6 protein-coding genes are annotated in these 14,408 nt (G+C 41.5%); 3 read left to right on the top strand and 3 right to left on the bottom strand.

Features of this window, described 5'->3' with window-relative positions:
* Positions 1-31 precede the first annotated feature (31 nt).
* The 3 genes from VB836_RS24880 to VB836_RS24870 form a co-directional block, all read right to left on the bottom strand.
* Positions 32-2,839 (bottom strand): bifunctional diguanylate cyclase/phosphodiesterase, encoded by a 2,808-nt coding sequence (locus VB836_RS24880; RefSeq protein WP_323223505.1) that lies wholly within the window; start codon positions 2,837-2,839, stop codon positions 32-34.
* Positions 2,840-2,923: 84 nt separating this feature from the next.
* Positions 2,924-4,000, bottom strand: coding sequence for a glycosyltransferase family 4 protein (locus tag VB836_RS24875; RefSeq protein WP_323223503.1), 1,077 nt, complete (start codon positions 3,998-4,000; stop codon positions 2,924-2,926).
* A 36-nt stretch (positions 4,001-4,036) separates the two neighbouring features.
* On the bottom strand, positions 4,037-5,050 hold the full coding sequence (locus VB836_RS24870) for a HEAT repeat domain-containing protein (RefSeq protein ID WP_323223502.1): 1,014 nt from the start codon (positions 5,048-5,050) through the stop codon (positions 4,037-4,039).
* A 115-nt stretch (positions 5,051-5,165) separates the two neighbouring features.
* On the opposite strand from VB836_RS24870, the gene VB836_RS24865 reads away from it, so the two are divergent.
* The 3 genes from VB836_RS24865 (at position 5,166) to VB836_RS24855 (ending at position 14,294) form a co-directional block, all read left to right on the top strand.
* On the top strand, positions 5,166-7,820 hold the full coding sequence (locus tag VB836_RS24865; protein WP_323223500.1) for a pentapeptide repeat-containing protein: 2,655 nt from the start codon (positions 5,166-5,168) through the stop codon (positions 7,818-7,820).
* Between the two features lie 120 nt (positions 7,821-7,940).
* Positions 7,941-8,471 (top strand): phosphoribosyltransferase, encoded by a 531-nt coding sequence (locus tag VB836_RS24860; protein ID WP_323223498.1) that lies wholly within the window; start codon positions 7,941-7,943, stop codon positions 8,469-8,471.
* Between the two features lie 72 nt (positions 8,472-8,543).
* On the top strand, positions 8,544-14,294 hold the full coding sequence (locus VB836_RS24855) for an alpha-2-macroglobulin family protein (RefSeq protein WP_323223496.1): 5,751 nt from the start codon (positions 8,544-8,546) through the stop codon (positions 14,292-14,294).
* The last annotated feature ends 114 nt before the right edge of the window (positions 14,295-14,408 follow it).

Below are 14,408 nucleotides of genomic sequence, written 5' to 3'. Positions count from 1 at the left end.
ATGAAAAAATGGTGCAGCTTTCCTTACCTCATTAGGAGGAGTGAGTGTTGGTAATAAATGCTTCGGCGGCGCTGCTACCAAGGGGTTTAGCAAATAGATAACCTTGTCCACATTGACAGCCCAAATTTTTCAGATATTCAAATTGTTCAACCGTTTCTATGCCTTCTGCAATAATATCCATGTTTAAAGTTTTTGCTAAAATAATCACTGAACGAACTATTTCCTGAGTTTTCGCTTCACTAATCAGGTTCGTCACAAAAGAACGATCTATTTTTAAAACATCAATGGGATAGGTATGGAGATAACTCAGAGATGAATATCCCATCCCAAAGTCATCAATACAGATCTGAATGCCCAAAGATTTAATATGATTGAGGGTATAGGCGATCTCTCGATCTTCTTCTAGAAAAATATTCTCGGTAATTTCAAGTTTTAGATGAGTGGGCGACAAGCGTGTTTCTTCTAATGTTAACTCGATTTCTTCGATTAATTGAGGATGTTTGAGTTGTACAGGTGACAAATTAACACTAATATTCAAAGCTTCGAGTTGAGGAAATTTTTGTTGCCAATATTTCACCTGATAACAAGCCTGACGTAGTATCCATAATCCTATCCCATGAATCGCTCCATTTTCTTCGGCAATGGGGATAAACTCTATCGGAGAAATCAGACCCAGTTGTGGATGTTGCCAACGAATCAAAGCTTCAAAACCCCTGAGTTTGTTATCTTTGAAAGAAACAATCGGTTGATAATAAACCAACAATTGATGATGCTTCGTAATTCCTAATAAATCAGTATCCAGCTTCAAGCGTCGAGTTGCTTCTGCTTGCATCGCCGCATCAAAAACTTCACATTCATTTAAACGATTAATTTTAGCACGGTGCATCGCCGCATCAGCCGATCTCAGCAACTCTTCCGGTTCAGCATTGGCAATTGAACTCATCACCAATCCCACACTCATTGAGGTAAAAATTTCGGCTCCATTTAGATAAAAAGGAGTTCTGATAATCTGTCGTCGAATCCGTTCAGCAAAGCGTTTTGCGACATTCACATCAGATGTTTCTTCTAACAGAATAGCAAATTCATCTGTATCAACCCGCGCCAACATTGCCGGAGGTTCTAGGCAAGATTCTAACCGATGCGCTACCTCAATCAACAGTCGTTCAGCCGTTTTGTGTCCCAAGGTATATTTAATAATTTGAAAGCGGTTGATATCTAGATAAATCAGAGAAAAATAACTTTTAGAGTCTGAATTTTGCATCTCTAAAAGAAAAGAAATTCGCTCAATTAAAAGTTTTTGATTGGGTAGATTGGTTAAACTATCATAGTAAGCGACACGCCATAATTTATCCCGCGAACGTTCTCGCTCGGTGACATCTTGCACCATCGAAAGCAACCCCATAAACTTTCCATCTTCTGATCTAAATGGCGTATTATGCCATTCACACAGGATAAAACGTCCATCTTTAGTGAGATTTTCCTGGAGACTGTGAGCCGTCATATCTCCTTCGACAATTCGACGTAAAATTTGCTGAAAATGAAGTTGAATTGAAGGCGGAATAATTAATTCAGTTGGATGATTTCCTAAGACTTCAGCTTTGCTAAACCCAAAAATTTTTTCAGCCGCCGGATTCCAATCGGTGATATTAAATTGATGATCATGTAAAATACAAGCAATGGGCATCCGCTCAATTTGTAACTGAAGCCGTTCTTGTAGGTGTTTAGTTTGCTCAAATAATTGGGCGTTGAGAATTGCCATCACACACCGTTCAGCAACGATTTCTAACCAGTGAATTTCACGTTGATCACAAGTCCGAAGTTGTTGCCATTCTAACTGAAGAACACCGACTAATCGACCATTTCGCCGGAAAGGAACACCCAACAATGTCCGCATTTGTCTTTGGTGAGCATAAAAACTAGAAAAGCGAGGATCATTTTGGGTATCTTGAATATATATCGGTTCACGGCTCGCCGCCACCAAACCCGAAAACCCTTGACCAATTTTACAAGTATATTCAGCCAGATGAGATTCAGGAACACCCACACTTGAACGGGGTTGAAGTCGATTATTTTCGTAGAGCAACAGCACCGCAGCATCAGCAGAATTCACGGATACAATCCGATGGAGTAAAATTTGTAAAAGATCCTGGAGATCGAGGGTACTAATTCCATTTTCTGTAATAGTGCTTAAGGCTCGGAGATCATTAGTTTGTTGCTGAAGTTGCTCAACGAGTTGTTCTTGTCGCTGCATTAATTGCTTCTGTTCGGTGATATCTCGGGCAATGGCAATTAATCCTTTAATCTCACCTTCTGGACTGCGCCAAACATATTTACTTGACCAATAAATGCTGGTTTTTCCACCTGTAATCACCTGTTCTTCTAAACTTTTAGATAAACCTTTTCTGAGAATTTCCCGATCTGTTTCTTGAATTTCACGAGCATTATTAGGCGGAAGAAAGTCCCGATCATCACGACCAATAATTGCATTGGGTGAATACCCTAAAATCTCAGCCGATACGCTATTAAGCATCAGGTATCGTCCTTGAGTATCTTTGACAAAAATCGCATCACTACTCCCTTCAACAATGGCATGGAGTAAACTATTGCTTTCAGTGAGTGATTGCTGACTGCGACGAATTAATTCATAAAGCAATACACTGGTTAAGAATACAAAGAGCCATCCTTTTAGGGTTTGAAATTGGGTAATCAGTTGACTGTTATTCCAAAATAATCTTTCTAAAATCCAATCTGAAAATAGAATCCATAAACTCCCGAATAAACAGTAAATAAAAACAATATAAATAGGTTGATTTGATCTCGGCGAGTTTCTCAAAGTCATAATATTATGGGAAGGAGAATGATCGGATCTGAGAATTTCTCGGAATACAGTTGCTAGTTTAACCTCAATTTTGAATAATTTCTATCAACTTTGCATCATCTCTAAGAGCCATTTTTCCACGCGATCGCCCCAGGCTTCTAGGGAATATTCAGATTCAGCTTGTTTTCGACAGCACAAACGGTCTATTTTGTCAAGCTTTTGAATCCCATTCACCAACCCGTCAACGCTATCGGGTTCTACTAACCAGCCTGTTTCCCCATCCCGGACGATTTCCGCAGGCCCACCCCGACGATAAGCAATGACGGGAACCCCACAGGCTAAAGCTTCAATTGCCACATTTCCAAAGGCTTCTACCCACCGAGGAGTCATTAATAAAGCGCGACAGTCTCGCAGGTGTTTTTGTAACTCATGGGTTGATAGAAATCCCAAGTATTCTATCGGCGCATCGGGGTAGTCTTGCTGGATTTTTTCCCAATAGGATTCATCCTGCATTTTTCCCATAATTTTCAAGGGAATTCCTGTAATTTTTGCAGCTAAAACGGCATCTTCCAACGCTTTTTCTGGGGCAATTCGACCTAACCAAGCTAACTGATTTTTCGGTTCAGCACAAAATTGATATTGTTCAATGTCTATCCCGCTACTTAAACAGATATAATTTTTACACTGGAAATTAAAGGTTTCAGCTTGAGTTTGAGTAAAAAAAACAATAGTTTTGGGAAACTGTTCAAGCATTTGTTTGATGATTTGATCGAGGGCATCTGAAAGGGAACCCATACTGATCAAATGAGCAATTTTAACCGAGAAAAAAGGTGTTAAATATAACGGCAACCAATCATAGGCAAAATTAACAATCACATCATAATTATTCTGCACTTGACGGGCATAATCCCACATATTGCCCAATACCGAATCGGAGGGTAAAATAATCGGAGTCTCTCTATCTTGAGATTGCGCCATGATTTGCAAATTTCCGGGAATTTCGACCAAATCAATTGACTCCAACACCGAACCCTCTGGGGCGACAACGGTAATTTGATGACCTTTTTGTTGTAACACCTTCGCCAAATTCAACAGCGTTAATTCCACACCGCCACCTGTCCCAGAACCTAACGGCCCAACCGGAGTAGACATTAATAATAATTTCATAAACTTACCACTCATTTTTTTAGAATAACTCTATTTTTTAGTCTCAACTCTTTACCGAGGCGGTTCATCATTAATTGTCGGTAATGGCCGCATCCGACTGAATTTATCCGCCGCCCATCTCGCCGTTTCTCGTACCTCGATATCGGGGTCATCCGCCGCCCGTTGTAACAACTGATTCATCTGAACAATTAAGTCATAAATACGGGTTAAATCTCGAATTGCATTTTTTCTGACTTCTGCATTTTCATCTTGTAATGAAAGCGTTAACGCCCGACTCATGGGTTTGAGGGTGCGAGTGCCAATTTCTGAAAGGGCGGCTAAAATCAAACTTCGTTGTTTAGAATCAGAACTATAGAGTAAATCCACTAACGGTTGAATCCCTCGAGAATCGCCTTTTTGACCCAATTCCCAAATCGTTTGACTGCGTTTAGTCGGATCATGATTCTTTAATTCTAATATCAATTGTTCTACTCGGTCAAGTTGAGGTAAGCGGGGCTTATCTGTGATTAAAAACGTCTCAGCCGAGTGAACTTGGGGAGGTTTTTCTAGCGGTTTATTTTGGGGGCGAGGGGTATCTACATAACCATTATTCCCCCCTGGTTCATTTACACGGGAAGGAGATGATTTTGAGGGAAGTTCTAAAAGGGGTCGGTCTTCTAATGCGTCTTCGGGGCGAAACGGAGACTGGGAACTCCCAGGAATAAACGCATTTTCCGACTGCGTTAAAAAGGAGGAAGATTCCTCAACTGTCGCATCTGGGGGGAGTTCTTCTTCCGCTTCGGGTTGAGGGTTGTGACCAATTAACTTAACAATAATAAAAACGGCTCCCCCTGTCACAATAATTGACCCAACACCGAGTAAAATTAATCCCATCGGTAGTTTAGCGGGAAATTCAAACTTCGGTTTTTCAGAGGTAGAATTATCTTGGGCAAGGTATTCTACAGAGGGGGAAGGATGTCGCACTGCTGTAGAATTTGCAGAGATAGCGCTTTGACTCGGACTGGAGAGGAAACCCGAGCAACTCAAGCAGGTGAGTAGGAATAGGGGAATGCGGTAAAGAACCATGAAACGCTATTGAGGATTTTCACAAGTCGGGTTTAACCTTTAGCTAGCTCCATCCTAACTTCTCTTGTACCCAGATTCTCATTTTTCAACCCGTGTAAACAGATTAAATTCCCGAATGACACGAGAGCGAACCCACAAACTGACTCAAAAGTTCATTACCACTGAAGTTTTCAGTCAAAGTGGTGAACTTGGTGAACGACAAGTTTGGGAAACCGTTTGTCACACCTTTGCTCAACGTCATTGTATCGCTTATTGGCGCTATCCGATTTTTTCCAAGACGGGCGCCTTTCGCAAGGAACCTGACATTTTAATTGTAGATGCTGAGTTCGGTTTAATTGTCATCGAAGTTAAGTCTATCACGCTTGAGCAAATTGTGGGAATTTCCGGCCATGTCTGGGAATTGCAACAGTTTTACACCACTCGCATCACCCCTTACCAACAAGCAGAAAATCAACTGTATGCTTTACTCCAATATTGTCAGATTGAAAGCCAATTAAAACATCAAGTTTGCGGACGGGCAATAGTAGCTTTACCCTTTATTTTATCACACAGTTGGCAACAACGGGGCTTGGAAAAATTACCCAGTTCTCCGCCAATTTTATTTAAAGATGATCTTGTAAATTCATCTTCTATTTTAGACTTTATTACTCAAACCCCTTCCTTGGTTCCAGGGAAAAACCTCTCCCCTCAGCAATGGGAGTTATTACAAGCCGTTATTGCAGGAACGCCTTTATTTCGTCCTCCGACGCGGAAATTCTTTTTTAAAGAAAATCAAAACAAACGAGGGGAAATCTTAGCAAAAGTTCGAGAATATATTTCAAAACTAGATTTAAACCAAGAACGCATTGCTAAACAAATCCCTCCCGGTTTACAACGAATTCGCGGCATTGCAGGTTCAGGAAAAACGGTATTACTCTGTCAAAAAGCCGCCCAAATGCACCTTAAATATCCCGACTGGGATATTGCGTTAGTCTTTTTTAGTCGCAGTTTATATGAACCCATTATCCAACAGTTAGATCAATGGTTGCGACGGTTTAGTTGTCATCAAGTTCGTTATGATTCTCACAATCAAAAATTGCGGGTGCTTCATGCTTGGGGTTCCAAAGAACAACCCGGACTTTATAATACGATTTGTCAAGCCGCAGGAATTTGGAGTTTAAGTGTTCGTCAAACAAGTTCTTCTCAACCTCACGAAGCATTAGCCGAAGCTTGTTATGATTTACTGCAAAAATCTGTTATTCCCCAACTGTTTGATGCGATTTTAATAGATGAAGGTCAAGATTTACTGGTCGAAGATGAATTAAAATTTGAAGGAAAACAGCCCTTTTATTGGATGGCGTATCAAGCTTTATGTCCGGTGGGTTTACAAGGAAATCAAACCCCAAAAATACTGCAACGTCGGTTAATTTGGGCGGAAGATGAGATGCAAAGTTTAGAAACGCTGAAAAGTCCAAACCCCAGCGAATTGTTTGGGGATAGCTGGGGACATCTATTAACAGGTCTATATTCTGACTCTATCCAAAAAACAGAGGTTTTATCTCGTTCTTATCGCCTTCCCACCCCAATTTTAATAGCGGCTTATGGGATAAGCTTTGGGTTACTTCGTCCGGCGGGATTATTAACAAAAATGACGAGAATAGAAGACTGGGAAGCTATCGGTTTCCAGGTTGATATTGAAAATACTGTTTATTCTCCAGGTCGAAAAATGACTCTTTCTTATTCTTCGGAATTTTCACCTCATCCTGTTTCCCAGTTTTGGCAACATTCTTTAATTGAATTTGAAGCTTATAATTCCCGCAACAATGAATTAACCGCCCTTACTCAACAGCTTTATCACAATTTAAGGATAGATGGCTTGCGTCCGAGTCGGGAAATATTAGTCATTATATTAGGAGATGATTTTGAGGCGATAGCCTTGGAAACTTATGTTGCAAATTTTTTAATCAGTCAAGGATTAGATATTTATATTCCAGGGACAGTTGATTGTAATATTATTAGTTCTCATAAACCAAACCCTAATCAATTTTGGTGTGAAGGGGGAATTACGATTTCTCGCATTCATCGGGCGAAAGGACAAGAAGCCGATATGGTGTATTTAGTGGGTTTTGATTATCTTGCCAAAGATGAAGCAAACCTCCGTTTTCGTCAGCAGCTTTTTATCGCCTTAACTCGCTCTAGAGGTTGGGTGAGATTAACAGGAATTGGTGCTTATCCGATGTATAATGAAATGGCGCGAGTGATTCAATCTGGGAATACATTTAGCTTTACCCAACGACAACCAACCCTGCGAGAAATTGGCTTAACAGAGGTGGGGGAAATGCTACGTTGTTATCGTCAGGGAAAGCGGAACTTTCGGGGGATTGATTTAGTTGGCGTTGATTTAACGGGAGTTTGTCTACGGGAGGCGAATTTGATGGATGCAAATTTAGCCCAAATTAATCTAACCCACGCTAATCTTGAGGGTGCTAAGTTATTGTTGGCTAACCTGTCTCAAGCGGTTCTCAACGGGGCGAATTTACAGCAAGCTAAGTTAGTCGGGGCTAACCTCTCTTACGCCCAATTGACTCATGCAAATCTGACCCATGCTGATTTACGAGATAGTGATTTAAGTAACGCTCAACTCATCGGTGCAACGTTAGAAGGGGCGAACTTAACGGGTGCCAATCTCAGCAATACAAATCTAACCGAAGCCAATCTCAAAGGGGCTGATTTAACCGATGTGACGTTACAGGACACAACATTCCCCAACTATAGCTTATCTGAAGCATAAAATTTTTTTCTCCCTTTGTCAACCCTTTCTCCAATTTTTTTCCGCCATTTTTATCAAGAAGCGGTAAACTATTAGAATAAGCAACCCTCTTTTAATTGTTGATAACGGCAAGCAAACCCCATGAGCGATTTATACGTTTCTTGGTTAGATTATCACCAGGCAATAGAATCTTTAGCCGCGAAAATCTATCACTCCGGTTGGCAATTTAATCAAATTGTTTGTTTAGCCAGGGGAGGACTGCGAATTGGTGATTTACTCTCGCGGATTTATGATACGCCGTTAGCAATTTTATCCTGTTCTTCCTATAGCGGTTCGGAAGGTCGAGTCCGAGGTAAAATCAAAATAGCGAATCATCTGACCATGACCACAGAAACGCTTGGAAGTCGTGTTTTGTTAGTCGATGATTTAGTCGATTCGGGGATTAGTTTACAAGACTGTCTGTTGTGGCTGAAAAATCACTATGCGGCTGATCTTGAGGAAATCAAAACGGCTGTATTATGGTACAAAGCTTGTTCGGTGGTGGTTCCAGATTTTTATGTCGAATATTTAGCCGATTCTCCCTGGATACATCAACCTTTTGAACGCTATGAAAAAATGACTCCGGCTGAAGCTGCACAACTCAGCAAACACCCGAAACCCGCTATTCATTAAAAAATGTAGAGATTTCCGGAATGTCGGGGCTTTCATCTGTTATCAAGGGGGTGAGCTATTCTGAAAAACGCTATGGGAATTCAACGCCAATACCGCCAAACCTGGAAGCGGTTAATATTAATATTTTTGTTTATAGCGACGCTGGCTGGCTGTCGAATTTTTAGCATGACACCCACAGAAGAACCGTTACCGACTGTTTCAGCCCTCGCTGTTCCTCAACTTCCCGACTGGATAGAAAAAATTACTCCAACCGGAGAAGTGACATCTCTCAGTCAAATTCAGATTATTTTTAAACACCCGTTAATTCCGGTTGAGCGTTTGGATTCCCCTGAGCAGCGTCAACTTTTAAATCAGTTTGAAATTACCCCGCAACTTCCCGGACAATTTCGCTTTTTAACGCCGCGAATGGTGGGCTTTCAAGCTGACCGAGCCTTACCCTTAGCTACACGCATTCAAGTTCAACTCAAACAGGGCTTATCTGACTTAGAAAATCATCGCTTAGACCAAGATTTAGCCTGGACGTTCAACACTGAGTCGATACAGCTAACGAACCTTCCCGGAACCGAAGAAAATCCGGGTTCAGCAGACAATCCCCTTGGTTTGACTCCTAATCTAACGTTTAACTCTAACGTCGAATTGGATTTAGACTCGTTAACGCAACATACAAAATTAGTTTCCGAAGCCTCCAATCAAGCCGTTCCCCTCAAGGCAGAACTCACGAAAAATCAGTTCAATTCGGAGTCTTTACCGCCTCAGACACAGTTCGACCCATCTAACCATATCTGGCAGTATACCATAACGCCCACCGAAAGTCTACAAAAAAGTACAAAATACACCCTACAAATCTTACCCGGACTGCATCCCAAGCGGGGAAATTTAGACAGTCAATTTCTCCTTTCTTCTCAAATTAAAACCTTTGATTCCCTACAATTTGAAACTCTACAAGCCTATGGTCAACCGAGTCAGGGAGGAACCTATGGACGGTTTGAAAATGGTAGCCCTCAACTCAAATTTAACAATCAAATTTTAGAAGAATCAGCCCGAGAAAATATTACAATTAACCCCCCACCGCCCCAAGACGCGCCTCCCCTCGTTCAAACCTATGGAAATAGCGATATTATTAACCTTAATCCTTGGGCATTAGAACCGCAAACCAACTATACCATTACCATTGGAAAAGATCTCAAAGATCAATTTGGTCAAACCTTAGAAAAACCTGTTACCATCTCCTATCAAACCGGAGATGTTGCGGCTGACCTTTGGGCGCCAACCGGGTTAAATATTTTCCCTTCAACCCAGAACTTACAGCTAAATATTGCCACAACAAACTTACCGCAGTCTCGATACACTGCTGCCTATAAAATTGTTGAACCGACGGATTTAGTCTATACCGATGTTGCTTATCCGAGAGAAAACAAAAAGAACCTTCTACCTGGGGAAAACAACTGGACTTCTTTCTCCGTGAAAAACCCCAAAAACGAAACCCAAGAAACCTCGATTAATTTACGAAGAAAACTCGGAAAAGAGACGGGAATGTTGGCTTACGGAGTTAAAGCGAGAACCACTCGTTATCAAGAAGAAGGAAGACGACGCTGGAATGAACCCGAATTTTATGGGTTTGTTCAACTCACGAATTTAGGCGTTTTTTCCCAATGGTTTCCAGAGTCGGGAATTATCAAAGTTAATCATTTAGAAGACGGTTCCCCGGTTAATAATGCTAGCGTTGAAATCTATCCCTCTCAACTCGAAGCCGAAACCTTTTCAACTCCGAAACCCTGTGCGACTGGAAACACCAACGAAAGCGGAATATGGGTGTTAAATGCTGAAGACTTGCAACAATGTATGCAGGGAAATCGCTTTACAGAAGCCCCAGAATTATTAGTGATTGCCAAAGAAGCAGACGACTGGGCATTTACCCGAACCTATTCCTATAGTGGAGTGTATGGCTATGGAATTAATAGCGACTGGGAAAATAATAAACCCCTGTCTAGAGGTGTGATCTTTTCTGACCGTCAACTCTATCAACCGGGAGAAAAAGTCGCGTTAACAGGTGTTGCTTATTATCTGCAAAATGGCGAATTAAAACAAGATAAAAACGTCAACTATACTGTTACCCTCAGAACCTCCGACGGCAAAGAGAAAACCCTCGGAAGTTACCCAACCAATGAATTTGGTACATTTTCCCTCGAATTTACCCTAGATGAAGACCAAGCGTTAGGGGATTATAGCCTGAGTGCAAAAGCCGAAAATGAAGTTGAAATTTATGGAGATTTACGAGTCGCAGAATTTAAACCGCCCAACTTCAAAGTAGAGTTAAACCTCGATAAAGAAACCGCCATTCAAGGCGAAACCCTCACCGCTAATACCGAAAGTAACTATCTATTTGGTTCCCCCGTTGTAGGTGGGAAAGCGGAATATTATGTGACTCGTACCGCAACAGAATTTACCCCCAAAGGTTGGGAACAATATAACTTTGGGCGACAATGGTTTTGGCCGGAAGAAAAACCTACTTTGTCAAGTGATGTGTTGCAAAAAAGCAAAGTTCTTGACCAAGGCGGAAAAGGCACCCAAACCGTTAAAATTGACAAAGATTTACCCTATCCTGTCGAGTATCGGGTTGATGTACAAGTCTCCGATGTCACTAACCTAGCGGTTTCTGATTCTCAAAGTCTTACGGCTTTACCGAGTAACCGTTTAATTGGGTTAAAAACCCCCTTTGTCGCCGAAGTCAATAAAGCATTTCCGATAGAAGTTGTTGTTACTGACCCCAACGGAAAAGCCCTATCTAATATTGGGGTGCGTTTGGAATTGCAGAAAATGAATTATAGCAACGTTACCCGAGTGGTTGCCGGGGGACAAACGGAGAAAAATCAAGTCGAATACAAAACCGTTGCGACAACCGAAGTCAAATCAAATAAGACTCCAAAAACGGTTTCTTTAACCCCTCCTGAGTCGGGTTCCTATCGAATTCGGGCGAATTTTTCCAATAATTCTAGTGAAGTAACAGCCACAGATTTACAAATTTGGGCGACAGGTGATTCTCCTGTATTTTGGGGTGAAAATAACGACAACCGCCTGCAAATTGAACTCGATAAAGACACCTACAAACCCGGAGAAACCGCCACCGCTTTAATTAAATCTCCCTACCCCGAAGGAGAGTTATATTTTGCAGTGGTTCGGGATAAACCCTTGTATGAAAGCCTAACAACCGTAACAGGTGGCGCCCCACAAATTCAATTTACGGTTACTTCAGAAATGTTACCGAATGCAGCAGTAGAAGCGGTGTTAGTTCGTCAAGGTGAACCCCTGTCAGAAGTCGAACCGGGAAGCGTGGAAAATTTATCTCAAATTGGGTTTGTTCCTTTTAAAACCGACTTAGCTGAAAAAACGCTAAACGTGACAATTACCCCTACAAAATCAGAAGTTGAACCGGGTTCAGAACAAACGCTACAACTACAATTAACTGATGCCAATAACCAACCCCAACGCGGACAATTTACCGTTATGGTGGTTAATGAAGCGATATTACAACTCACAGGTTATCGTCCCCCAAATTTACTCGAAACCGTCTACGCTGAACAACCCATTTCAACTCGTTTTAGTGATAATCGTCCCGAAGTCGCCCTAGAAAGTATGACAACCCAATTAGCTAAAGGTTGGGGATATGGGGGCGGTTTTTCTGCGGGAATTGGAAATACTCGTATCCGCAAAAACTTTCAAGCTTTAGCCTATTATCAAGGTTCAATTGTCACCGATAATAGCGGAAAAGCCAACGTTACCTTTAAACTTCCCGATGATTTAACCACCTGGCGAGTTATGGTGGTTGCAACCGATGGAAACTTTAAATTTGGTTCAGGTGAAACCACATTTATTAGCACACAATCTCTGCTTTCTAACCCGATTTTACCGCAATTTGCCCGTCCAGGCGATAAAATTTTAGCCGGAGTTTCCGTTACGAATAATACTGGAAATAAAGGAATGATTGACATCAAAGCCGATGTCGCAGGCGGCGTTAAACTTTCTCCTGGAAACGCCAACACCCAAAGCATAAAACGTCCCCTGCAAGCGGGAACCCAAGCTTACTATTTCCCGGTATTAGTTCAAGATGTTGGCACCTCTCAAGTGAAGTTTAAAACCGCTTTTGATGGGAAAACTGATGGCTTTGAAGTTCCCTTAGAAGTCAAACCTGTGTTAGTCACTGAACAAGTGATTGAAAGCGGAACCACAACTAATTCTCTGAATATTCCGATTAATGTTAGTCGGGATACAGTCAGAGATACAGGCGGTTTATATATTTCCCTCGCCAGTACCTTAATTCCCCAAATAACCGCCCCCGCAAAACAAATCTTCAACCAAACCGATTTACCCTTCCTTGAACCTGCGGCGAGTCAGTTGTTAATTGCATCCAACTTACAACAACTAAGTCAAAAATATGGTCAAAATTTCAGCGAGTTAAACCTCAACGCCCAAGCCCAAAAATCCCTTGAACAAATCTTCCAACTGCAACAAAATGACGGAGGACTAGCTGTTTATCCTGAACAAAAAACTTCTAATCCTCTCTTGTCTGCCTACGCCGCAGAAGCCTTAGCAAAAGCCTCCCAAGCGGGATTTAAGGTTGATGAAAATAAACTCAATCAACTCGAATATTACCTCAAACAAGCCTTAGCAAACCCTGAAAAAAATGAATTCTGTGGCGATGATTTACTGTGTAAGAGTCGGGTTCGGTTAAATATTCTCATGGCGTTAGCACAATTGGGAGAAAAACGCAATGATTTCATGTCCGATATTTATGGCTTACGCGATGAATTTGATACCGTAACTCAAATCAAACTCGCCCGTTATTTATCGAATTTCCCCGAATGGAATTCTGAATTTAACGAACTTGTGAATAAACTGCAAGAAATCGTTTATCAAACCGGACGAACCGCTACGGTTAATATTCCCAAACAATACGGTTGGATGAGTTCAGAGATAACCGCCCAGTCGCAAGCGTTGCGTTTATTGGTGAGTCAAAATAGCCAACCCGAAACGATAGATAAACTCGTCCAAAGTTTACTCAATCTTCGTCGGGAGGGAACTTGGGGAAGCACTTACAATAACGCCGAAGCCCTCACTGCGTTAGCTGAATATGCAGCCCTAGAACCCACTCCCGAAAACTTCCAGGTTCAAGTTAAATTAGGCGCGAAAGACTTAGGTTCAACTCAATTTAATGGCTTTAAAAACTCCAGTTTCACGCTCAATATTCCGATGTCAGAACTTCCTCCGGGCAAGAATAATTTAATGATTCAAACCTCTGGAAACGGAAAACTGAATTATTGGATTTCCTACGAATATCGTCTCGAAGGAAATCAACCCGGACGGTTAAATGGGTTAAGAGTTGAACGTAAAATTCAACGAGTTAATGACAGTGAAGTGTTGAAAAAAATGGGATTAACAGCCGAGGAAGAACCCCTAGAAGTTCAACCCGGACAAGTGTTTGATATTGGCTTAGAAATTATCACTGACCATCCCGTTAATAATGTGATGATTACTGACCCACTTCCGGCAGGTTTTGAAGCCATTGATAACCGTTTTAATACCAGTAATTCCGCCTTACAAGCCCAAACCGATAGCTGGAATATTAACTATCAAACCATTTACCGAGACCGAATTTTCGCCTATGCAGACTCTCTAGAAGCCGGGGTTTATCAACTGCATTATTTAGTCCGTTCTGTAACGCCTGGAGAGTTTATCTGGCCTGGTGCAAAAGCCTATTTACAACAAGCCCCTGAAGAATTTGGACGCAGTTCATCTTCAAGTTTAGTGATTTCTGAACAGTCCTAATTCTTGTCTGAAATTGAAAGAAGAATGCTACCCATCTCTTTCTAAGGAACAATTAAAAGGCAAGATAGAATAGGGAAGGGGGTTGAGTAAATTAATCCCCTTTCCCTGATTTCT

This window comes from Limnoraphis robusta BA-68 BA1, from assembly GCF_034932365.1.
Lineage (GTDB): Bacteria > Cyanobacteriota > Cyanobacteriia > Cyanobacteriales > Microcoleaceae > Capilliphycus > Capilliphycus robustus.
Note: the sequence above shows the minus strand (reverse complement) of the source record. Positions and strands in the feature narration are given on the sequence as shown.